Origin of the sequence: Nocardia wallacei, from assembly GCF_029869545.1 — a bacterium.
GTDB classification, from domain to species: Bacteria; Actinomycetota; Actinomycetes; order Mycobacteriales; family Mycobacteriaceae; genus Nocardia; species Nocardia wallacei_A.
In genome coordinates this window covers 1-20,715 of sequence record NZ_JARWQD010000348.1, presented here as the reverse complement: position 1 = coordinate 20,715, position 20,715 = coordinate 1, and the positions used below count along the sequence as shown (strand labels likewise).

Annotated in this window: 22 protein-coding genes; 10 read left to right on the top strand and 12 right to left on the bottom strand. The window is 69.9% G+C overall.

The features are described from left to right. Nucleotides 1-386: 386 nt before the first annotated feature. Complete coding sequence (locus QH290_RS31990; RefSeq protein ID WP_280386954.1) at nucleotides 387-1,208, bottom strand: alpha/beta fold hydrolase; 822 nt, start codon at nucleotides 1,206-1,208, stop codon at nucleotides 387-389. 229 nt (nucleotides 1,209-1,437) lie between these two features. On the opposite strand from QH290_RS31990, the gene QH290_RS31985 reads away from it, so the two are divergent. Continuing rightward, nucleotides 1,438-2,172, top strand: coding sequence for an SDR family NAD(P)-dependent oxidoreductase (locus tag QH290_RS31985; RefSeq protein WP_280268257.1), 735 nt, complete (start codon nucleotides 1,438-1,440; stop codon nucleotides 2,170-2,172). 139 nt (nucleotides 2,173-2,311) lie between these two features. Here the strand turns inward: QH290_RS31985 and QH290_RS31980 are convergent, their stop codons facing one another. Beyond that, nucleotides 2,312-3,520 carry a L,D-transpeptidase gene (locus QH290_RS31980; protein WP_280386980.1) on the bottom strand — a complete coding sequence of 403 codons (1,209 nt, stop codon included), beginning with the start codon at nucleotides 3,518-3,520 and terminating at the stop codon, nucleotides 2,312-2,314. Nucleotides 3,521-3,617: 97 nt separating this feature from the next. Continuing rightward, entirely contained in the window at nucleotides 3,618-4,691 is a 1,074-nt protein-coding gene (locus QH290_RS31975) for a UDP-N-acetylmuramate dehydrogenase (protein ID WP_280386978.1), read from the bottom strand. 59 nt (nucleotides 4,692-4,750) lie between these two features. Between QH290_RS31975 and QH290_RS31970 the strand changes: the two genes are divergently transcribed. The 3 genes from QH290_RS31970 (at nucleotide 4,751) to QH290_RS31960 (ending at nucleotide 6,778) form a co-directional block, all read left to right on the top strand. Beyond that, on the top strand, nucleotides 4,751-5,242 hold the full coding sequence (locus QH290_RS31970) for a DUF2505 domain-containing protein (RefSeq protein WP_280268256.1): 492 nt from the start codon (nucleotides 4,751-4,753) through the stop codon (nucleotides 5,240-5,242). A gap of 92 nt (nucleotides 5,243-5,334) precedes the next feature. After that, nucleotides 5,335-5,850, top strand: a complete 516-nt coding sequence (locus QH290_RS31965) for a DUF2505 domain-containing protein (protein ID WP_280268255.1) — start codon at nucleotides 5,335-5,337, stop codon at nucleotides 5,848-5,850. Nucleotides 5,851-5,908: 58 nt separating this feature from the next. After that, the gene (locus QH290_RS31960; RefSeq protein ID WP_280268254.1) at nucleotides 5,909-6,778 is read left to right on the top strand and encodes a class I SAM-dependent methyltransferase; all 870 of its coding nucleotides are present in this window, start codon (nucleotides 5,909-5,911) and stop codon (nucleotides 6,776-6,778) included. Nucleotides 6,779-6,837: 59 nt separating this feature from the next. Here the strand turns inward: QH290_RS31960 and QH290_RS31955 are convergent, their stop codons facing one another. Together QH290_RS31955 and QH290_RS31950 are read right to left on the bottom strand one after the other, a co-directional pair. Next, nucleotides 6,838-8,313, bottom strand: a complete 1,476-nt coding sequence (locus QH290_RS31955; protein ID WP_280386953.1) for a hypothetical protein — start codon at nucleotides 8,311-8,313, stop codon at nucleotides 6,838-6,840. A 96-nt stretch (nucleotides 8,314-8,409) separates the two neighbouring features. After that, the gene (locus QH290_RS31950) at nucleotides 8,410-9,018 is read right to left on the bottom strand and encodes a hypothetical protein (RefSeq protein ID WP_280265085.1); all 609 of its coding nucleotides are present in this window, start codon (nucleotides 9,016-9,018) and stop codon (nucleotides 8,410-8,412) included. Nucleotides 9,019-9,123: 105 nt separating this feature from the next. On the opposite strand from QH290_RS31950, the gene QH290_RS31945 reads away from it, so the two are divergent. After that, nucleotides 9,124-9,855 carry an LmeA family phospholipid-binding protein gene (locus QH290_RS31945; protein ID WP_280265086.1) on the top strand — a complete coding sequence of 244 codons (732 nt, stop codon included), beginning with the start codon at nucleotides 9,124-9,126 and terminating at the stop codon, nucleotides 9,853-9,855. Nucleotides 9,856-9,862: 7 nt separating this feature from the next. On the opposite strand, the gene deoC is transcribed toward QH290_RS31945, so the two are convergent. Next, nucleotides 9,863-10,549, bottom strand: a complete 687-nt coding sequence (deoC, locus tag QH290_RS31940) for a deoxyribose-phosphate aldolase (RefSeq protein ID WP_280386952.1) — start codon at nucleotides 10,547-10,549, stop codon at nucleotides 9,863-9,865. A 156-nt stretch (nucleotides 10,550-10,705) separates the two neighbouring features. Between deoC and QH290_RS31935 the strand changes: the two genes are divergently transcribed. Together QH290_RS31935 and purU are read left to right on the top strand one after the other, a co-directional pair. Beyond that, nucleotides 10,706-11,251 carry a GNAT family N-acetyltransferase gene (locus QH290_RS31935; RefSeq protein ID WP_280386976.1) on the top strand — a complete coding sequence of 182 codons (546 nt, stop codon included), beginning with the start codon at nucleotides 10,706-10,708 and terminating at the stop codon, nucleotides 11,249-11,251. A 58-nt stretch (nucleotides 11,252-11,309) separates the two neighbouring features. Further along, complete coding sequence (gene purU, locus QH290_RS31930) at nucleotides 11,310-12,191, top strand: formyltetrahydrofolate deformylase (protein WP_280386950.1); 882 nt, start codon at nucleotides 11,310-11,312, stop codon at nucleotides 12,189-12,191. Nucleotides 12,192-12,200: 9 nt separating this feature from the next. Here purU and QH290_RS31925 read toward each other — a convergent pair whose 3' ends face one another. From QH290_RS31925 to QH290_RS31900, 6 genes are all read right to left on the bottom strand, one after another. Then, nucleotides 12,201-13,217, bottom strand: coding sequence for an alpha/beta fold hydrolase (locus tag QH290_RS31925; RefSeq protein WP_280386948.1), 1,017 nt, complete (start codon nucleotides 13,215-13,217; stop codon nucleotides 12,201-12,203). Between the two features lie 309 nt (nucleotides 13,218-13,526). Next, nucleotides 13,527-14,606, bottom strand: a complete 1,080-nt coding sequence (locus QH290_RS31920) for an alpha/beta fold hydrolase (RefSeq protein WP_280265090.1) — start codon at nucleotides 14,604-14,606, stop codon at nucleotides 13,527-13,529. Between the two features lie 129 nt (nucleotides 14,607-14,735). Next, on the bottom strand, nucleotides 14,736-15,032 hold the full coding sequence (locus tag QH290_RS31915; protein WP_068024369.1) for a DUF2516 family protein: 297 nt from the start codon (nucleotides 15,030-15,032) through the stop codon (nucleotides 14,736-14,738). A 76-nt stretch (nucleotides 15,033-15,108) separates the two neighbouring features. Continuing rightward, nucleotides 15,109-15,765, bottom strand: coding sequence for a heparin-binding hemagglutinin (locus tag QH290_RS31910; protein WP_280265091.1), 657 nt, complete (start codon nucleotides 15,763-15,765; stop codon nucleotides 15,109-15,111). Continuing rightward, a complete protein-coding gene (locus tag QH290_RS31905) occupies nucleotides 15,762-16,274 on the bottom strand; it encodes a helix-turn-helix domain-containing protein (protein WP_280265092.1) in 513 nt (170 codons plus the stop codon). Before QH290_RS31905 ends, QH290_RS31910 begins: the two co-directional genes overlap by 4 nt. 95 nt (nucleotides 16,275-16,369) lie before the next feature. Beyond that, nucleotides 16,370-17,632 carry a DUF445 domain-containing protein gene (locus QH290_RS31900; protein ID WP_280265094.1) on the bottom strand — a complete coding sequence of 421 codons (1,263 nt, stop codon included), beginning with the start codon at nucleotides 17,630-17,632 and terminating at the stop codon, nucleotides 16,370-16,372. Nucleotides 17,633-18,011: 379 nt separating this feature from the next. On the opposite strand from QH290_RS31900, the gene QH290_RS31895 reads away from it, so the two are divergent. From QH290_RS31895 to QH290_RS31885, 3 genes are all read left to right on the top strand, one after another. Continuing rightward, nucleotides 18,012-18,680 carry a TetR/AcrR family transcriptional regulator gene (locus QH290_RS31895; protein WP_280265836.1) on the top strand — a complete coding sequence of 223 codons (669 nt, stop codon included), beginning with the start codon at nucleotides 18,012-18,014 and terminating at the stop codon, nucleotides 18,678-18,680. Nucleotides 18,681-18,804: 124 nt separating this feature from the next. Continuing rightward, nucleotides 18,805-20,244, top strand: coding sequence for an ABC1 kinase family protein (locus QH290_RS31890; RefSeq protein ID WP_280265837.1), 1,440 nt, complete (start codon nucleotides 18,805-18,807; stop codon nucleotides 20,242-20,244). Between the two features lie 30 nt (nucleotides 20,245-20,274). Next, nucleotides 20,275-20,715 (top strand): saccharopine dehydrogenase family protein (locus tag QH290_RS31885; protein WP_280386946.1); only part of this gene is annotated, 441 nt, incomplete at its 3' end.

The window sequence follows — 20,715 nt, the reverse complement described above, 5'->3', positions numbered from 1 at the left end:
GTGTGCACGCCCGCGCCTGCCGTCCGTCGCGACCTCCGTCGCCAAGTGACCGCCGTCACAACGTGATTCGCAACGTACCCGGCTCCGACGGCGAACGGTCCGAGCGCGATGTTCGAGAGTTCGGCAGTCGCGTGCGCGAGGGCACGACAGCGGTGCGCGATGGTCCCGAGAGCCCGGAGCATGCGATCGATCACACCCGGCCAACGCTACGGCGACGGCCACGGTTCAATCCGCAGCGAGCCCGCGCACCCCACCGAAACCGAGCCACACCAAAACCCAAGGCCCCAAACGACTTTCACATGCCCCCGACGAAGGAGCGAGCAGCGGTGCCTGTAAGTCGAGACTCCCAGGCACCGAAAACCCGCCGGAGCCAAGCGGAGGCCGAATCACAGCGCGCTCACGAACTCCGTTATCTCGGCGGCAAAGCGCTCCGGGTTCTCGATGAACAGGCCGTGCTGCGCGCCCTCCCAAAACGACGTCTGCGCGTCCGGGACCGCCTCTGCGATGTATCGCCCGTTCTCGATCGGCACCACGGGATCGGCGGTGCCGTGCAGTACCAGCACCGGAATGTCGAGGGCCCGCAGCGTGTCGGTGTTGTCGGCGGTGCGGTAGAACAGCGCCTTGCGCACCCGGGGCGGGGTAGCCAGGCTGCCGCCGAACAGCCGCTGGGCATCCGCTCCCTTGTCGCGGCCGGGGCCGGTGTTGGCGTTGCCGAAGGCCGCGAAACCGCGCATGGCCTTACCCGCGCCCTCCTCGAAGACGTCGGGGATGGCCTGCTGCATGGCGGGGCCGGGCTGGGCGCCGGGCACGCCGCGCCCGATTCCGGCCTGTGAGCCGCTGTAGACGACGGCGGCCACCGCGCCGGTGCCGTAGGCGGTCAGGTAGTCGCTCAGCACGATGCCGCCGTAGGACCAGCCGACCAGCACCGCCCCGGTGTCGATGCCCTCGCCCGCCAGCACGGCCGCGACATCGGCGGCCCAGTTCTTCGGGTCGTCGTATCCGGCCTCGGGCGCGTCCGAATAGCCGTGCCCGCGCAGATCGACCGCGATCACCCGGAACCGCTCGGCGAGCAGGTCCGCGGCCGTCCCCCAGCACCGCAGGTTTCCGGCCCAGCCGTGCAGCAGCACCAGCGGCCGCCCGTCGGCCGGTCCCGTCACCCGATACACGATGCCGGTCCCGTCCGCGCTCACCACGTCCCGAATAGCCATGCGGCCAGGCTAGCGGTCCCGATTCCCCGGGCGCTCCGGCGCGGGATCCGCACGCGCGCGGCCGACCGCCGGTGCGGCAACTCACGCGCGCCCCCGCGGGGATGCAGCTGCCCCGCCGACGATGCGGCGCCGGAGGCCCGGGACCGGCACCGGTGACTCGGCCGCCAGGCGTGGAAGCGATGCACGACCACGCGATGCCGGGTGCAACGCCCGCACATATGCTCAGGTCATGAGCACTCGCACCGCCGTCGTCACTGGAGCCAGTTCGGGAATCGGGGAGGCCACCGCGCGTGAACTCGCCAAGCAGGGCTATCACGTGGTTGTCGGGGCGCGGCGGGTGGATCGGCTGCAGCGGCTGGCCGAGGAGATCGGGGGCACCGCGCTGGCGCTGGATGTGACCGACGAGGCGTCGGTGCAGGCGTTCACCGACGCCGTCGAGCGGGTCGACGTGCTGGTCAACAACGCCGGCGGCGCCAAGGGCCTGGCACCGGTGGCCGAGGCCGATCTCGACGACTGGCGCTGGATGTGGGAAACCAACGTGCTCGGCACGCTGCGCCTGACCAAGGCACTGCTGCCGAAGCTGATCGCCTCGGGCGACGGGTTGATCGTCACCGTCACCTCGGTGGCCGCATTCGACACCTACGACAACGGTTCCGGCTACACCTCCGCCAAGCACGCCCAGGCCGTGCTGCACCGCACCCTGCGCGGCGAGCTGCTGGGCCAGCCGGTGCGGTTGACCGAAATCGCCCCCGGCGCAGTCGAAACCGAATTCTCCCTGGTCCGCTTCGACGGCGACGCCGAGCGCGCCGCGAAGGTCTACGAGGGCATCGACCCGCTGGTCGCCCAGGACATCGCCGAGATCATCGGCTTCGTCGCCAGCCGCCCGCCCCACGTCGACCTCGACACCATCGTCGTCAAGCCCCGCGACCAGGCGAGCCCCGGCCGCTTCGCCCGCCGCCCCTGACCTCGGTGCGGCCGGGTCAGTTGCCGCGGACCGGGCCGAGGGATCGGTGCGGCCGGGTCAGTTGCCGCGGGCCGGGCCGAGGGATCGGTGCGGCCGGGTCAGTTGCCGCGGACCGGGCCGAGGGATCGGTGCGGCCGGGTCAGTTGCCGCGGACCGGGCCCGGGGGGACCGGGGTGGCCGAGACGACGGCGGAGGGCTCGCCCTGCAGGGCGGACATGCTCTTCCAGGTGTCCCAGTCGATGGTCCAGTCGTAGATGTCGCCGTCGGCGGCCGACAGCGCGATGGAGGTGCCGGTGATCTCGGCCGGGTCGCCGTACAGCGCGGTCGGGAAATATGCCTGCGCGTCGGCGTTGCTCAGATTGATGCAGCCGTTGGTGACATTCGAACTGCCCTGCGCCCCGGACGATTCCGGGTTGGCGTGGATGAATTCGCCGTTGTTGGAGATCCTTACGGCCCAGCGTTCGCGAACGTTGGTGTAGTACGGCGGATTCGACATCATGAAGTCCTCGTACTTCTCGGTCACCACGTGGATGCCCGAGCGCGTCACGTTGCGCGGCTCGTTGCCCTCGCCGTAGCTGCACGGGAAGTCGAAGATCGTCTGGCCGTCGCGGATCACCTGCACCCGGTGGCTGGGGGCGTACCCCTTCACGATCTGGCTGCGGCCGATCTTGAACTCGGAGCTCAGATCGGTGTAGCCGTAGGCGCCGTCGCCGAACTCGAGACCGTAGAGCTTGCCCGCGAACGTCACCGCGGTGCCCGGCGCCCAGTACTCGCGCGGGCGCCAGTGCGCGCGGGAGCCGCCGTTCTCGTCGGGCAGCCACGCCCAGCCGCCCTCGGTCTGCGGGGTGGTGGTCACGGTGAGGGCCTTCTCCACCGCGGCCTTGTTCACCACGTGGCTCTTGAACTGCAGGATGATCGGCGCCGCGATGCCGACCTCCTGACCGTCGCCGATGTTGATGGTGGCGGTCACGGTCTGCTTGGGCGTCACCGTGGTGAACCTGCCCTCGATCGGGACCGGCTTGCCGTCGGTGCCGATCGCGGTACCCGACCAGGTGTAGGTGGCGTCGTAGCCGAGCGGCTCGGAGATCGTGAAACTGCTTCCGTCCGGGGCCAGGGCGCCGGTGACCTGCTTGCCCGCGGCATTGGTCAGGGCGACCTTGTCGATGCGGCCGCTGGCGACCGAGACCGAGATCGGCGCGGTCGGGTTGACGTCCGTGCTGCCGTCGCCGGGCTGGAAGGTCACCTTCGCGACCGGTCCGCTGTCCTTCGACGAGGCGTTGTCGCCGCCGCCGTTCGAACATCCGGCCACCAGCGCGGCTCCCGCCAGCTGAGTCATTCCGATCAGCATGGCCCGTCGGCTGGTACCTCTTCGAATGCTCACTTCCTCGAATTTACCGCGACCCACGCGGTGGTCCAGCCGCCTCCGGCGTGGCGCCCACCACCCCCTACAGCGCGACGCCGACCGTGACCGGTTCGGGCTCCAGGCGGATCCCGAAACGCTCGGCGACGCCGTCGCGCACCTCGCGGGCCAGGCCGATCAGATCCGCGGCCGTCGCGGCGCCGCGATTGGTCAGCGCCAGCGTGTGTTTCGTGGACAGGCGGGCGGGGGCGTCCGGTCCGGGGAAGCCCTTGGCGAAGCCCGCCCGCTCGATCAGCCACCCGGCCGAGAACTTGACGCCGTCGACCGCCGGGTAGGTGGGCACTGTGACATCCCCCACATGATCGGCGATCGCCGCGCGCACCTGCTCCACCCGTGCCTCGGGCACCACCGGGTTGGTGAAGAACGAGCCCGCGCTCCAGGTGTCGTGGTCGGCGGGATCGAGCACCATGCCCTTGCTCGCGCGCAGCCGCAGCACCGCCTCGCGCACCTGCGCCGCCGGACGCGTGGTCCCCTCGGCCGCGTCGAGGGCGTTCGCGAGTTCGCGATAGCGCAGCGGCGCGCTGGCACCGCCGGGGTCGAGGCCGAACTCCACCTCCAGCACCACGGCCCGGTCGCTGTGCTTGAGCATCGAGGTGCGGTATCCGAAGCCGAGTTCGTCCGGTGCGACCCAGCGGATTTCGCCGCTCGCGCGATCGAGCAGCCGCACCCGGCGCAGCAGGTGCTCGACCTCCACGCCGTAGGCGCCGACGTTCTGCACCGGCGTCGCGCCCGCGGAGCCCGGAATTCCGGACAGGCATTCCAGGCCGCCCAGACCCGCGTCGACCGTCGCCGCCACCACGGCGTCCCAGTCCGCCCCCGCCTCCGCGACGACTCGGTCGGCGCCGATCTCCACCCGTTCGGTCGCGATGCGCACCACGACACCGTCGAATCCGGCGTCGGAGATCAGCAGATTCGATCCGCCCGCCAGCAGCAGCAGCGGAATCCCGGCCGCGTCGAGGGCGCGCACCGTCGCGACGAGCGACTCGGTGCTCGCGCAGTCGGCCACGGTCGCCGGGCCGCCGACCCGCAGCGTCGTCAGCTCCGCCAGCGGAACCGAATTGCGCACCCGCGCACCGGTCGCGGTCAGCAGCTCGCGCAATTCGTCGAACGGGACCACTCGAGATGTACGCACAGCGAAAGACGGTAGCGTGTTCGACCATGGCGACACCCCTGGCGTACACGGCTCAGTACACGCATCCGGCCGACGCAGTCCGTGCCGCGTTCGCCGACGAGCAGTATTGGAAGGACCGGATCGAGGAGGTCGGCGGGCCCAACGCCCGGCTGGATTCCTTCCAGGCGTCCATCGATCAGGAGCAGGTGCACGTCGAGATGGTGCAGTCCATCCCGGCCTCGGAACTGCCCGGTGCCATCACCTCGGTGCGGCCCGGCGACCTGATCATCCCCCGCACCGAGAGCTACTCCGGCTTCTCGGGCACCTTCACCGCGCAGGTACAGGACGCGCCCGCGCAGGTGCGCGGGACCGTCACGCTCAGCGCGGAGGGCGAGACGTCGCGGGCGGTCATCCAGGGTTCGGTCGAGGTAGGCATCCCGCTGTTCGGCAAGAAGATCGAGGCCGTGGTCGCGGAGAAACTGCTGGAGTTGCTCGCCTCGGAGACCGAATTCACCAACACCTGGATCGCGAACCGCTGACGGAGCCGACGCGCGACCCGCGGCGTTGAGGCACGCCCGCTAACCTGCCGCGACTCCCGGTTGGGAGATCGAACGCAGTAATCTAGCTCCCCATGGCTCGCCGACTGGACTATTCAGCCCGCTACCCGCTGCACACCACCAAAGAGGTGTACGCGGCGCTGTCCGACCGCGACTACTGGGATGCGCGGATGGAGGAGATGCGCAAGTACTCCCCCAACGAGGTGATCGCCCTGACGGCCACCGACAGCGGCATCGAGGTCGAAATCGAGCACATCCTGCCGCGCGACATGCTGCCGGACATCGCGCAGACGGTGATGCGCAAGGATATGACGATCACCCGCAAGGAGACCTACGGCCCGTTCGGCCCGGAGGTCACCGGCGAGTACGTGGCGTCGATCCCGGCGGGCCCGGGCAGCCTCGGCGGCACCATGCACCTGTTTCCCACCGAGACCGGCTGCACGCTGCGGACCTCGTCGACGGCGAAGGTGTTCATCCCCATGCTGGGCCCGAAGCTGGAGCAGATGATGTTGATCAACCTCGTGGATCTGCTGCGGGCCGAGGCCGAATTCACGGCACAGTGGCTCGAAGAGCAGAACCCCACCGCCTGACTTCACCGAGTTGCCCGGAACGAACAACGGGGACGCCGTCGCGGCAACGGTCCCCGAGATGTCCACGCGTATCACCGCCGAGGCCCCCGTCGCCGACCGTCACGGCTCGCCGCGGAACCACGGCGGGACCCGCGCGCACCGCGGCCGGACCTCGAGCGGACCGATCGGAACGATCACCCGCGGCACCACGGGGGTGAACCGGCTACGACGCAGCGATCGCTGGCTGGTGCACGACGAGCTGGTGATCTCTCGGCTGCGTGCCGCGGTGGATCCGCTGATCGTCGATCTGGGATACGGGTCGAGCCCGGTGACGACGCTGGAACTGGCGGCGCGGTTGCGGCGCGTGCGCGCCGATGTGCGCGTGGTGGGGCTGGAGATCGATCCGGCGCGGGTGGTGCCGGGCCGGGACGGCGTGGTGTTCGCGCGCGGCGGGTTCGAGCTGGCCGGACAGCGGCCGATTCTGGTGCGCGCGTTCAACGTGCTGCGCCAGTATCCCGAGGCGGCGGTCGCCGGGGCCTGGGCGCGGGTGTCGAGCGGGCTGGCGCCGGGCGGCCTGCTGGTCGACGGGACCTGTGACGAACTCGGCCGCCGCTGCGCCTGGGTGCTGCTCGATCGGACGGGCCCGATCTCGCTGACGCTGGCATGGGATCCCTTCACCGTCGCGCGCCCCTCCGATGTCGCCGAGCGCCTGCCGAAGGCCCTGATCCACCGCAATGTTCCGGGCGAGCGGGTGCACGCGCTGCTCACCGCCGCCGACCGCGCCTGGGCACGCGCCGCACCGCTGTCGGCCTACGGCCCGCGCGTGCGCTGGCGCGAGTCCGCGAGGCTGTTGCGCGAGGAGGGCTTCCCGGTCCGCCGCTACCGCCGCCGCATGCGCGACTGCGTACTGTCGGTGCCGTGGGAAACGGTGGCGCCCAACGTTTCCTGAACGGCCGTTCCACAGCCGAGGCAGTCAACCACTCCGCCGATATCCGGCGCGGTCGGGGATCAGACAGGCAGGAGGCGTTGCAGGCGTCCGGCTGCGGCGGCGAAGGTGAGGAGGGAGCGGTGCTCGTAGGGCAGGCGCCAGAGCCCGCTGTGGCAGGCGCCGGAGGCGAACAGGGACTCCGGATTCGGTTCGGCGGCAGGCGGATCGAACAGATCGGCGACGAGTTCGGCGGCCAGCAGGGTGCGGGCGGTGTCCGGCTCGAACACCTCGATGCCGAAATGCGTGCAGCCTCGATACGCCGCCACCGGCCAGGCAGTGCGCGCGATCCGGCCCCACACGAGGGGTGTGACCGAGTACGACACGGTCTGTCCCCCGGCGTGCGCCAGCAGCGCACGCCAGCGCGGTAATCGGTGCGCCAGTGCATGATTCGGCCCCAGGGGCGGCGGCAGCAGATCGGCCACACCCCAGCGCGCACCCGCGGCGTCGGCGATCTCGTGGCGGTAGTTCGGGCGGAACGCCGACCCGCCCGACAGCACCCGCACGCAGTCCTGCGCCGTGCCGAGCATTCCCAGCCGCGCCCGCCGTTCCCGGGCGTCGGCGAACACGTCGCGCGGTACCGCATAGCAGTCGAAGGGCGAACCCGGATATGCCAGCGCGGTATTCGGATGTCGCCGCGACACCGCATCGGCCAGGAGATCGGCCGCCGCGGCCAGGCGCAGCCCGGCCGGGCCCGCCGCGGCGGCGTACAGACCCAGTACCGGCCGAATCCCGTCGCCGAGCTCTCCGTCGATCCACCGCACCACGGCCGGTAGGTGTGCGGCGAGATCGGCCCCCGGCCGTCCCGACAGGACCGGGAAGCGCAGCCGTCCGGCCCCCTCGCGCGCACGGTCCCGCCACCGCCTGCGGGACGGCAGGTCGAACGCGAGGACATCGGCGCCCCAGCGCAACAGCGGCCGCAGCGGGCTCAGCTCCGCATCGGCCCCGGCGAGCACCGCGCGAAAACCCGGCAGTGCCAACCACTCCGGATGATCGATGACCCGCTCGATTCGGGTCGCGAAATCGGGTTCGAGGATTCCGCGCCGCCGCCAATCCCGAAGCTGCCGACGCAGCCGGTCGCCGGACAGCCGCTCGCCGCCCACCCGAACCTCCAGGCGCCGTTCCGGTTTCGCCTCGCCCGCGACCTCGCCGGTCTCGACCCACGGTTGGTCGGTGCCCAGTTCGGCCGGATCCACGGCGCTCAGCGGGCGCACCGACTGTCCGGCCGTGTAATTCAGCGTGGCCCGCACCGCTCGCAGCCCGTCCCGGGCGATCCCGCGCGAGGCGTCGGGCGAGCTGGCCGCCAGGGCCGTCATCCCCCGGAAGACCCGGCGGTACGCGCGCCGCCACTCCCGGCAGGTCTCCACCGACTGCGCCAGGTCCGCGTCGTAGCGGCGCACGGCATCGGCGACGACCGCGGTGGCGACCATCTCCGCGATCAGGTCCGGCGGCCCGGGCGGAAAGTGCAGATCCCATGCGCCATACCCGAGCGTCGCCATGGTCGATCACGATGCCATGAACGCCTGCCTCGCAAAACTCGAACTGGATACGCCTAATAGCTCATGCGCATCAGTTCCGCGGGGCGGCACCGGCTTTCATACGCGCGCCAGCGCATGCCGGATCCGCGCGGCCGTGCGCGGCGGCAGAGCCGCGGCGGCGGAGCGGATCTCGGCGCTCGCGCAGCGGTGGATGGCGACGGCATCGGCCACCACCTCGTCCAGCGCGCCCTGCCCGATACCGGTCTCGGCGAGGTCCAGGACGGTCCGCACCGGCGTCGTGACCAGGAAGGTCCCGGCCGATTCGACATCGCGGTGGCGCAGGGCCCGGCGCAGCACCACCAGCCGCGGCGCGCTGGGCACCCGCGCACCGGCGGACGACAGGTGCAGGAACCGCGGCCGCAGCCGACCGAGGCCGTGCAGTTCGGCCGCGCTGTGATGGGACACCGCGGCCGCTCCCTCGAACCACGCCGACCACATCGCGTACTCGTCGAGCGGCCCGGACGGCCAGTCCGCCAGGCGTAACAGCCCGACCCCGGCGCGGGTCACCGACCCGTCGCCGAGCGCGGCGCGCACCCTGTCCTCGCAGCCGGTACGCAGCACGAGGCGGGTGGTGAAGTATCCGGCATGCCGACCGGCCAGCTGCCGCAGCACCCACCAGCCCTGCTCCGGATTACGGATTCGACTGGCGGCGGCTTCCCCGGACATGTGACCCAGGCTACGCCCGGAGGTTGTGCTACATGTCACAATCGCCGGGCGTCCCCTCACCCGCCCCACAGAGCGAGCTCAGAAAGCTCGGGAAGAATCGGTCGCATGAGTTCGAACATCGGCACCCGGAACCTCCGGCGGATCATCCTGATCGTCGGACTCGTCCTCGTTCTCGCCGTGGTCGGCACCGTGGCCGCGGCCGAGACCTACTACCGTCACCGGACCGCGAACTGCATTGCCACGCAGGTGGAGCGGGACCTGGGTTCCAAGGTGTCGGTGAGTTTCGGTCCGAAGCCGTTGCTGCTCACCGCGATCGATCACAACGTCCAGTACGTCGACGTCGACAGCGACGACGCGAAGTTCGGGCCCGCCGTCGATATGAAGGTGCACGCGCGGCTCGACGACATCTCGCTGATCGACAACGGTCGCGGCGGCGCCGAGATCGGCAGCAGCAGCGCCGAGGCCACCTGGAGCAACGACGGCATCGCGCAGACGCTCAAGGGCCTGGTCTCGGGCGTCCAGTCCGATCCGGCCGCCGGTGTGCTCGACGTCAAGGTGCTCGGCGGCATTGCCGACCTGCAGGTCCGGCCGCAGATCGTCGGCGATCGGATCGAGGTGACCACGCAGTCCGCCCAGCTGCTCGGCTTCGGATTGCCCACCGACCTGGTGGACGGCATCGTGGATCTGATGACCGAGAGCCTGCAGAGCTACCCGCTGGGCCTGAAGCCGACCGAGGTGAAGGTCACCGACAACGGCATCTCGGTCTCGCTGTCCGGCGGCCCCACCAAGCTGGAACCCGCGCCGGACGCGCAGAACACCTCGTCGAACAGCTGCTGACCGTCGGCTACTCGGGGAACCCCGCCAGCACCTCGCGCGACCGGGACAGCCCGAGCCGGGTGGCGCCGGCCTCGATCAGCTCCGCGGCCGCGGCCGCGGTCCGGATGCCGCCGCTGGCCTTGACGCCCAGCCGCCCGCCCACGGTGTCGGCCATCAGCCGCACCGCGTGCACGCTCGCGCCGCCCGCGGGGTGAAAGCCGGTGGAGGTCTTCACGAAATCGGCCCCGGCCCGCTCGGCGGCGCGGCACACCTCGACGATCGCGCCGTCCGGCAGCGCCGCCGCCTCGATGATCACCTTGAGCACCGCCTGATCACCGACGGCCTCGCGCACCGTGACGATGTCGGACAGCACCGCGTTGTAGTCGCCGGCCAGCGCCGCGCCGATATCGATCACCATGTCGACCTCGGCGGCGCCCTGCTCCACCGCCAGCCGCGCCTCGGTGCCCTTGACCAGCGAATGATGCTTGCCGGAGGGGAATCCGGCGACGGTCGCGACCACCAGGCCGCTCGCCCGCACGGGCAGCGTCGACGGCGACAGGCACACCGCGTACACGCCGAGCTGCCGCGCCTCGTCGACGGTGGCGGCGATATCGGCCGCGGTGGCCTCCGGCGCGAGCAGGGTGTGGTCGATCATCGCCGCCACCTCCCCGCGGGTGAGCGCGCGCGTTCCTGATTCCGGGGCGGTATCGGCCATGGGCACAGAGTCTGGCACAGGCACACGGCGAATTCCGTTGCGGGCGGTATCGGCGGCGCGCACACTCGTAGGGGCCGGTCCTTCCGCGGTCCGGCGTATCACGGTTGCTGGATGACCCGTACGGCTGTGTCCACTCGCCGGGGAGGAGACGTCACCGTGCTGATCCGTCGCGAACGGGCCGGCGACATCCCCGCGATCGACGCGGTCCACCGCCGCGCCTTCGCCCGCGACTATCCGAACGGCCTGCCCGACGATTCGCCGCGCGCCGCCGCCGAGCCGGCCGAGGTGGCGCTGGTGCACCGGTTGCGCAGCGATTCCGGCTGGATTCCGACGCTGTCGATGGTGGCGCAGGTGCACGATCGGGTGGTGGGCCACGTCTGCCTCACCCGCGCCGGTGTCGGCCCGTTTCCGGTGCTGGCGCTGGGCCCGATCGGGGTGCTGCCCGATCACCAGGGCAACCGGGTCGGCGCGGCGCTCATGCACGCCGCCCTCGGCGCCGCCGACGCCCTGGACGAGCCGCTGGTCGGCCTGCTCGGCAGCCTCGACTACTACCCGCGATTCGGATTCGTGCCCGGCGCCCGCGTCGGCATCGCCCCCGACGAACCGGCCTGGACCTCGCACTTCCAGGTGCGCCTCCTGGCGGCGTACGAGCCCGGGATCAGCGGCGAATTCCGTTACGCGGAGCCGTTTTACGCGCTGTAGGGGTTATCCGCGGGCAACCGGCGGCGGCGCCGAGAGTCTCCCCTGGGAGAATCGGCCCATGAGTTCGACCGCCGACGACCGCCGCTACGTCCTGATGCTGGGCTGCCCGGACCGCCCGGGCATCATCGCCCGGATCACCTCGTTCATCGCCGACTTCGGGGGGTCCATCGTGGAGGCGGGGTACCACTCGGACACCGACTCGGGGTGGTTCTTCACGCGGCAGGCCGTGAAGGCGTCGACGGTGCCGTTCGGGCTGGCCGAGCTGCGCGACCGGTTCGCCGCGGTGGCGGCGGAGCTGGGGCCCGACACCGAGTGGCAGCTGCTGGATTCCGGGGCCCGGCGGCGGGCGGTGCTGCTGGTGAGCCGGGACGGACACTGCCTGCACGACCTGCTGGGCCGTGCGGCCAGCGGCGAGCTGCCCGCGACCATCGAGGCGGTGATCGGCAATCATCCGGATCTGGCGGAGATGGCGCAGGCACACGGCGTGAAGTTCCACCACGTGCCGTTCCCGAAGGATCCGGCCGAGCGCGGCCCCGCCTTCGAGCAGGTTCGGGAGCTGGTGGACGCGCACGACCCGGACGCGGTGGTGCTGGCCCGGTTCATGCAGGTGCTACCGGCGCAGCTCTGCGCGCACTGGGCGGGCCGGGCGATCAACATCCACCACAGCTTCCTGCCGTCGTTCGTCGGCGCCCGCCCGTACCACCAGGCATTCGCCCGCGGCGTCAAGCTGATCGGCGCCACCTGCCACTACGTGACGGCGGAGCTGGATGCCGGGCCGATCATCGAACAGGACGTGACGCGCATCGATCACGCCGACACCGTCGGCGACATGGTCCGGCAGGGCCGCGATATCGAACGCGTCGTCCTGGCCCGCGGCCTGCGCTGGCACCTGGAGGGCCGCGTGCTCGTCCACGGCCGCCGCACCGTCGTCTTCAATTAGGCCCGGCCCTCAGCTGGCGACGGCGCGGGAGCCCTGGCGGCCGATGCGCACCATGCGGTGCAGTTCGGCGTTGAATTCCTGCGGCGCTTCGATATTGGGCAGGTGGCCGGTGGGCAGGACGGTGTAGCGGTCGAGGCTGCCCGCCTCGGCCAGCACGTCGGCGATCTCGCGCGAGTGGATCTCGGGCAGCAGCTTGTCGAACTCACCGGCGATCACGCTGGTGGGTACCGTGATGGCGGCGGCCGCGGAGCCCAGGTCCAGCTTGGCGAGGTCGCGCGCGACGGCGGCGCGCACCGCCGGGCGGCACGATCGCACGATCGCCAGGCCGAACGCGGTCTGGTCGGCGTCCGAGGTGCGATTCATGATGCGGGACTTGAACACCGTGCGCGCCGCGGCCGAGCCGGGCAGCGGCACGGGCGTTCCGAACACTGCCTGCGCCGCCCACACCGGCATCGCGACAACGTCGCTGACCAGCGGAACGACCTTGGCGCGCGCCGGAATCTGCTTCGCCGCCGTGGTCGCCAGCACCACCGCCGACGCCCGCTGCTCGACCTGTTCCGGGTAGCGCCGCGCCCATGCCTGGATGGTCATGCCGCCCATGCTGTGGCCGACGAGCACCGCGCGCTGGCCGGGCCGCAGGACCGCGTCCAGGACGTCGGACAGATCGTCGGCCAGCTGGTCCGGACCGAACGGCCTGGTGCCGACGCTGCTTTCGCCATGCCCGCGCTGGTCGTAGGCGACCACGCGATACTCGCCGGAGAAGGCGTTGATCTGCGGATTCCAGTATTCGATGCAGCAGGACCAGCCGTGGATCAGCACGACCACCTCGCCGTCGGCCGGTCCGAACGCGTGCACCCGCAGCCGGGCATCGTCGGCCGTGGTGACGGGGACGATCTCGGGCGAGGGGGCCGAATTCAGGGCGGCGGTATCGTAGGTGCGAGCGCGCAACCGCGCGCGGTAGGCGGCGGTCAGAGCATCGGCGCCGTGTCGCAGGCCGGTCACCGTGTCGGGCAGCTTCACCAGCATGAGCACTCCTTTGTGTTCTCCGCGCACACTACCGCGCTAGCAGCAGTGCTTGCCAGTGCAAGCAGTGAAGTGACTCCTTCAGCTGCGTGCATCCCGCCTTCACCGAATACCCATTCCGCCGCAACGACATTCATGGACAGGGCGATGAAGCTCCGCTACCTACAATGCTCTGTTACCTACAACACATATCGCCCGGAGACTCATCCGCCATATCGCCCGGCCGGGTAACGAATTGCGAACGATCCACTCACCGGCGCCCATAGATACCTGTGCGCCACAACAGAATCCGTGGACCGGACGATGGCAGCGCTATGCACTCGCCTCGCGTTCCGCGTACGTCGCCGACAGCACCCGCGCCAGCACCTCGTTGAATGCCGCGTAGGCCTCCACATTGCCCAGGTGCCCGGTCGGCAGGATCTCGAACCGTTCGAGACTGCCTGCGGCGCGCAGCATTTCGGCGATCCGCTCGGAGTGCACGACCGGGGTCAGATCATCGAATTCGCCCGCCACCAGCGTGGTCGGCACGGTCAGTCGTTCGGCGGACCGGCCGAGCGCGAGGTCGGCGAGCAGCAGCCCGAACTTCGCGCGGACGGCGGCCGGGCACGAGCGCACGATCGACAGCGCGTAATCGGCGACATCGCCGGTGGTCGCCAGGCTCATCACCTGCCGCCGGAACACCCATTTCACCGGCGCGACCGGTGGGAAGACGACCGCGGTGCCCAGCAGCGTCCGCCCGACCGCGAACGGCAGCGCAATCGTCCCGCGGTTGCACACCGGCAGCACGGTCGTCTCGGCGACCAGGTCGCCGGGGGCGGTGTTGGTCAGCACCACCGCCGCCGCGCGCCGGGCCACCTCCTCCGGATACCGTCCGGCCCACGCCTGAATCGTCATGCCGCCCAGGCTGTGTCCGACCAGCACCGCACGCTGCCCGGGGCGCAGCGTCGCGTCCAGGACGGCGGCGAGATCGTCGGCGAGCAGATCGGTGGTCAGCGGGCTGGTGCCCAGTTCGCTCTCGCCGTGCCCGCGCTGATCGTAGGAGACCACGCGATACTCGTCGGCGAAGGCGTTGATCTGCGGATTCCAGTACTCGATGCAGCACGTCCAGCCGTGCACCAGGACGACGACGTCACCGTCGGCGGGGCCGTAGGAGTGCACCCGCAGCGCGGTGCCGTCGGGCGCGGTGACCGGCACGACCTCGCACGGCATGCTCGGCGGGTTGAGTTCGGCGGTCCCGTAATCGCGGACGCGCAGGGTGGCGCGATGGACGCGCAGCAGGTCCCGGACGCGGTCCACGGTTTCGGACACCGTCCGGAACGACGAACCCGGCAGGTCACGTAACCGCGCGGGGATCCGCGGTGCCGGGGACCGCGTAGGCAGCGTTGCCCGCATGAAGCACTCCTTTGTGTGTTACTGAAGTCCACAGTAACTCTCGGGAGCGGGTGCTAGCTAGTGCAAGCACGAAAAACCGCCGCATCGACGGCACATCGAAACGGCGGAAAATTCCGGGACCGGGCCCTCCTACCAGCGCGGGCCGCGCTGCACCTCGTCCACCTTGGGCCGCACATCGGCCAGATAGACGCCGGTGGCGACGACCGCGACGATGCCGATCAGGCCGACCGGCGTCTGCGCCAGGAACAGCAGCAGCAGCGCGACGGCCAGGATGGTGACCCAGATGGGCTTGGTCAGCTTGTCGACGGCGGTGAACGCGTCCGAACGCTGCCGGATGGCGTGGACCAGCGCAAAGATGGTCGCGCCCAGCGCGGCGAGCCACAACACGAACACGATGGCACCAGTCACGGAGTACACATTCCCCATGATAGGGGCAACGCCCTCGCATATCAGGACATGCGAGGGCGTCGCGGAGGCGGCCCGCTGCGGCCGCGGAACTGCGCTACTTCTTCGAAGCCGTGGTCTTCTTCGCCGCCGCCTTCTTGGCCGGGGCCTTCTTGGCGGGCGCCTTCTTGGCGGGGCCGTTGGTAGCGGGCTCGGTGGTCACCTTCACGACCTCGGCGTCGACGACCGGCTCGGCCTCGTCGGACTCCTCGGTCACCTTCTGCCCCAGCAGGCCGCGGGTCTGATCGGTCACCTTGCCCAGGACGTCCTCGGCGCGCGTGACGACGTCGTCGAGGATGCCCTCGACCCGGCCGAACTGCTCGTCGAAGGTGGAGTTCTCCGAGCGCAGCCGCCCGACGGTCTCCTCGCCCCGCGCGGCCAGATCCTGGTAGTAGTCCAGCAGCTGGTGGTAGTACTGGTCGACCAGTCGGCGCAGCTCCTCGGGGGTGAGCCGCTCGCGCAGTTCGGCGACGTCGTCCGGCAGCTCCGAGGGCAGGCCGGTCAGCCGCTGGCGCAGCGACTCGAACTGCTCCTGCACATCGGCAGGCAGGTTGGACAGGCGCTCGCGGGCCTCCTCCACCCGGCCGCCGACATCGGCGGTGGCTGCGCGCTCGCGCACCCTCTCGACCAGGTCGTTCACGGCGGCGTAGAGCGCATCGCCGGCGCCGACGGTCGCGTAGAGCGGCTTCGTCACGGTGGCATTGGGTTCGGTCATGATGTTTCGTTCTCCTGGCGTGGCGGAACTTCGGTAGTGCTGCCGTCGGTGGCGTGCGGAACCTCGTTGTCCCCGTTCCCCCCGATGTCGTTCCCCGCGTTTTCCCGGCGGAACGATTCGTAGATGTCCAGCAGCACCTGCTTCTGCCGCTCGGTGATTCCCGTATCGGCCAGCAGGGCGTCCCGGACCGGGCTCGGCGGCCTCTGCTCGAGGTAACCGGCCCGCATGTACAAGACCTCCGAGGAGACCCGCAGACCCTTGGCGATCTGCGCGAGTACCTCGGCGGACGGGTTGCGCAGCCCTCTCTCGATCTGACTGAGATACGGGTTGCTCACCCCCGCCAGTTGTGCCAGCTGTCGCAGCGAGACCTGCGCGGCCTCTCGCTGCGACCGGATGAAGCTTCCGATGTCGTGCGCCGCATTGGCTACGCGGGCCACTCCTGTTCCGGCCGCAGACGTCTCTGCGGATTCCCCGGTGTTCTGGTCGGAAACCTCGGGCTCCTGTGCCATCACTCACCTTCCGGCGGTTGTACGGTCGATTCTAAAACAGGGTGCTAACTCTTGCAAGCACCCCTGCTAGCACTATTCCGGCAAACTCGCAGCGGCTACGCCGACCACCCCGGGAACAGCAAATGTGAAACGGCGTAGATCACCAACCCGGCCAGCGATCCGACGACCGTTCCGTTGATACGGATGAATTGCAGATCGCGCCCCGCCTGCAATTCGATCTTGCGGCTCGCCTCGTCGGCATCCCACCGCGCAACCGTATCGCTGATGAGGGTCGCGATCTCGGACCCGTAATTGGCGACCAGATACCGGACCCCGCGCTCGACCCAGGAATCCACCCGCTCCCGCAGTTCCGACTCGCCGACCAGACGCTCCCCCAGCTGCTGCACATTCTCGGTGAGTTTGCGGCGGAGCGTGCTGTGCGGATCGTCGGCGGATTCCAAGATCATTCGTTTGGCCGCCCGCCAGGTGGCCCGGGCCATTCCGGTGATCTCCTCGCGGCCCATGATCTCGGCCTTCACCCGCTCCGCCTTGATGATCATGGCCTCGTCGTACTGCAGGTCGTGCGCGAAATCCTCGAGGAACCGGTTGGCCGCCAGCCGCACCTCGTGATCCGGCTGGGAGCGGATCTTCCAGGTGAATTCGACCAGTTCTCGATAAATTCGCTCCGACAGCAGCACGTTGACGAATTTCGGCGCCCACGACGGCGCGTCCCGCATCACGATCCGGTCGATGGTCTCCTGGCTGCCCAGCGCCCACTGGTGGGCCCGCTCGGCCAGCAGGTCCAGCAGCGGTGCCTGCCGGTTCTCGGCCAGCAGCTCCGCCAGCACCCGCCCCAGCGGCGGACCCCACTGCGGCTCGGCGATCCGCTTGACGATGGTGTTATCGATCACCTGCTCGACGTCCTCGTCGCGCAGCGCGCCGATCACCGCGCGCAGAATCGTCGACGACTCCTCCGACACCCGCGCCGCGTGCTCCGCATCGGCCATCCAGCGGCCCAGCCGCAGCGAGATCTGCGCCGAATTGACCTTCTCCGCCACGGTGTCCGGCGACAGGAAATTCGCCCGCACGAAGTCGCCGAGGCTGGTGCCCAGTTGATCTTTCTTCTTGCGGATGATCGCGGTGTGCGGAATCGGCAGCCCGAGCGGATGCCGGAACAGCGCCGTCACCGCGAACCAGTCGGCCAGCGCGCCGACCATGCCCGCCTCGGAGGCGGCGCGCACATAGCCGACCCAATTCCCGCCCGCGCCACGCGAACCCAGCCAGCAGCAGAACAGATACACCAGCGTGGCACCGACCAGGAATCCGGTGGCGACGATCTTCATCTTGCGCAGATCCCGCTTCTTGCCGGACTCGTCCATCAGATCCGCGAACGACGACGGCCCGGACGAGGGCCCGGGCAGCGCGCGGCCGCCCGGCGGCCCGCCTGTGTTGTTTCCCACTCCGGCAGCGGATTCGACGGCCGTAACCGAATCCGCGCCCGCGGTGGATGCACTGCTGGCAGATCGCTCCATATTCCCCATTCTGGTCGCAACGACGGACCCGCCCGGTGAGACCCGCCCACCCCTACTCCCGCGGCCGCCGCGACGGGTCGGTGACCGAAGACCGAACACGGCCGTTGCCGAGCACCTAAGCTGGAGTGGCCCGTACCCCCGGAACGAGGAGTCCGTCCTGTCCACCGAAGATCTTGTCGAGGTCGGCAAGCAGTCCGCCCGCACAGCTCCGGCACGGTCGGGCCGGGTGGACGGCCGCAAGAAGCGCTGGCACCAGCACAAGATCGACCGCCGCGAGGAACTGGTCGACGGCACGCTGGCGGCCATCCGCAAGCGCGGCGGCGACGTCGGGATGGACGAGATCGCGGCCGAGATCGGGGTGTCGAAAACCGTTCTCTACCGATACTTCTCGGATAAGAGCGACCTGACCCGCGCCACCATGGAGCGGTTCGTCGAGACCACCCTCATGCCGCGCATCTACGAGGCCATCAGCGACGACCTGGACGAGTACCAGCTGGTGCGCAACACGCTCGCCGCCTACGTGCACACCGTCGACGCCGACACCGACGTGTACCGGTTCATCATGGGCAACGGCTCCACCACCGACAAATCCACGCTCGCCGATTTCGAGAAGCTGTTCGCCGACGTGGTGTCGGCGGTATTGCGGGACAAGGCCTTCGACCGCAACGTCGAGACCGAGGGCATCGAGCTGTACGCCTACGTCCTCGTGGGCGGCGTGCAGCTGGCCACCGACTGGTGGATCACCAACCGCACCCTGACGGCCGACAAGATGCTCGACCACATGACGATGATGGCGTGGAGCGCCATCGAGGGCATGGTCCGCGCCGGCGGCTCCCCGGAGAAATTCAACGCCGTGCAGCATCAGCTGCCGGAACCGGTCGTCGCCACGGAATAGCCGGGCCCGAGCGCGTGTGATGGCCGCAATCTGCGGCTGGGCCGGAGTGCCCGCGTTGGTTACGCTGAAGATCGGCAGGGAACGGGAGTTCACATCGCCGTGCGTCGGCACCAACGGAGGTTTGATGGCTAAAGAGCTGCCGACGTCGCGGTTGGCCAGGGGGACGAAGCTCGGCGTGGCCGTCGCGGGCAATGTCATCCGGGCACAGCGCACCCGCCGGTCGATGCGCGGGCGCTCGGAGGCGGTGCGGGCGCGGATGGCCGAGGAGTCGATGATCCGCGCGACCGAGCAGATGGTCATGGTGCTGGGCACCATGAAGGGCGTCGCCATGAAGCTCGGCCAGATGCTGTCGGTCCTGGATATGGACCTGGTTCCCGACGAGCACCGCGAACGCTTCCAGCGGCGGCTGGCGGTGCTGCGCGACAGCGCACCGAACGTCTCCTTCGAGACCATGTGCGCGGTGATCGAGGAGGATTTCGGCCGCCCGATCGACGAGCTGTTCGCCGAATTCGAGCCGGAGCCGATCGCCGCCGCCTCCATCGGGCAGGTGTATCGGGCGCGACTGCACGACGGCCGCCAGGTCGCGGTCAAGGTCCAGTACCCGGGGATCGACGCGGCCGTGCGCGCGGACCTGAAGAACCTGTCGATGTTCCGGCGCGTGCTGCAGACGGCGATGCCGTGGGTGACCCCGGCCGTACTCGACGAGCTGCGGCTGAATCTGGAGAGCGAACTCGACTACGTCGCCGAGGCCCACACCCAGCGCCAGATCGCCGACCTGTACGCCGAGCACCCGTTCATCGTCGTGCCCGCCACCATGCCCGAGCTGTCGAGCACCCGGGTGCTGGTGAGCGAGTACTTCCCCGGCCGCAGTTTCGAGCAGATCCGCGCGCTGCCCGCGGCCGAACGCGATCGGGTCGGCGAGATCATCTACCGCTTCTACGTGGGGTCGCTGTTCAGCTTCAACGAGTTCTGCGGCGATCCGCATCCGGGCAATCTGCTGCTCGGCGAGGACGGGCGGGTCGCATTCCTGGATTTCGGGCTGTTCAACCGGATGGACCCCAAGCACGTCCAGGCGGAGATCGCCGGGATCCGCGCGGCGGCCGAGGACCGCGCGGAAGATCTGTGGCAGATCATGATCGACCGGGGCGTCATCGACGAGCCCGAGGCGGTCACCCCGGAGGAATGCCTGGAATACGTGCTGGCCGCGTGCGAATGGGCGGTGGTGGACGAGGAACTCACCATCACCCCGGAGCTGGCCAGCGGCGCCTTCGTGCTCGCGGTGGACCCGCGGGCGGGTGAATTCGCGGGGATGAAGGAGCAGAATCTGCCGCCGGAGCACCTGTTCTCGCGCCGTGCGGACTTCCTCACCTTCGGGGTGCTCGGCCAGCTGGAGGCGACCGCGAACTGGCATCGCATCGCCCGCGAATGGCTCTACGGCGATCCGCCGGTCACCGAGCTGGGCAAGGCGCATCACGCCTGGCTGGCGCAGCGCCCCGACCTCGTCAAGCAGACCACGGCCGTACGCAAGAAGGCGAGCACGACCAAACGACGCAGCAAGGCATGAGTCCTGACAGGCACGGCAGATGGGAAGTTCATGGCAGACAGGGAATTCGACCTCGTGCTGTTCGGCGCGACCGGTTTCGTGGGCAAGCTGACCGCGCAGTACCTGACGCAGGCCGCGCCCGCGGGCGCCCGCATCGCGCTGGCCGGGCGTTCCACCGAGAAGCTGGCGAGGGTGCGCGACGAGCTGGGCCCGGCGGCCGCGCAATGGCCGCTGCTGGTCGCCGATTCGTCGGATCGGGCGACGCTGGACGACCTCGCCGCCCGGACCAAGGTCGTCGTCTCCACTGTCGGTCCGTATCTGCGGTACGGCCTGCCGCTGGTGCAGGCGTGCGCGGAGGCGGGCACCCACTACGCCGACCTCACCGGTGAGCCGCTGTTCATCCGCGAATGCATCGACCGGTTCCACGACCGCGCCGTGGAGACGGGCGCGAAGATCGTGAATTCCTGTGGCTACGACTCGATTCCGTCCGAT

Coding starts and splice junctions, on each gene's coding strand:
- QH290_RS31990 (WP_280386954.1), bottom strand. CDS start 1,208: ATGGCTATTCGGGACGTGGTGAGCGCGGACGGGACCGGCATCGTGTAT.
- QH290_RS31985 (WP_280268257.1), top strand. CDS start 1,438: ATGAGCACTCGCACCGCCGTCGTCACTGGAGCCAGTTCGGGAATCGGG.
- QH290_RS31980 (WP_280386980.1), bottom strand. CDS start 3,520: ATGCTGATCGGAATGACTCAGCTGGCGGGAGCCGCGCTGGTGGCCGGA.
- QH290_RS31970 (WP_280268256.1), top strand. CDS start 4,751: ATGGCGACACCCCTGGCGTACACGGCTCAGTACACGCATCCGGCCGAC.
- QH290_RS31965 (WP_280268255.1), top strand. CDS start 5,335: ATGGCTCGCCGACTGGACTATTCAGCCCGCTACCCGCTGCACACCACC.
- QH290_RS31960 (WP_280268254.1), top strand. CDS start 5,909: ATGTCCACGCGTATCACCGCCGAGGCCCCCGTCGCCGACCGTCACGGC.
- QH290_RS31955 (WP_280386953.1), bottom strand. CDS start 8,313: ATGGCGACGCTCGGGTATGGCGCATGGGATCTGCACTTTCCGCCCGGG.
- QH290_RS31950 (WP_280265085.1), bottom strand. CDS start 9,018: ATGTCCGGGGAAGCCGCCGCCAGTCGAATCCGTAATCCGGAGCAGGGC.
- QH290_RS31945 (WP_280265086.1), top strand. CDS start 9,124: ATGAGTTCGAACATCGGCACCCGGAACCTCCGGCGGATCATCCTGATC.
- deoC (WP_280386952.1), bottom strand. CDS start 10,549: ATGGCCGATACCGCCCCGGAATCAGGAACGCGCGCGCTCACCCGCGGG.
- purU (WP_280386950.1), top strand. CDS start 11,310: ATGAGTTCGACCGCCGACGACCGCCGCTACGTCCTGATGCTGGGCTGC.
- QH290_RS31925 (WP_280386948.1), bottom strand. CDS start 13,217: ATGCTGGTGAAGCTGCCCGACACGGTGACCGGCCTGCGACACGGCGCC.
- QH290_RS31920 (WP_280265090.1), bottom strand. CDS start 14,606: ATGCGGGCAACGCTGCCTACGCGGTCCCCGGCACCGCGGATCCCCGCG.
- QH290_RS31915 (WP_068024369.1), bottom strand. CDS start 15,032: ATGGGGAATGTGTACTCCGTGACTGGTGCCATCGTGTTCGTGTTGTGG.
- QH290_RS31910 (WP_280265091.1), bottom strand. CDS start 15,765: ATGACCGAACCCAATGCCACCGTGACGAAGCCGCTCTACGCGACCGTC.
- QH290_RS31905 (WP_280265092.1), bottom strand. CDS start 16,274: ATGGCACAGGAGCCCGAGGTTTCCGACCAGAACACCGGGGAATCCGCA.
- QH290_RS31900 (WP_280265094.1), bottom strand. CDS start 17,632: ATGGACGAGTCCGGCAAGAAGCGGGATCTGCGCAAGATGAAGATCGTC.
- QH290_RS31890 (WP_280265837.1), top strand. CDS start 18,805: ATGGCTAAAGAGCTGCCGACGTCGCGGTTGGCCAGGGGGACGAAGCTC.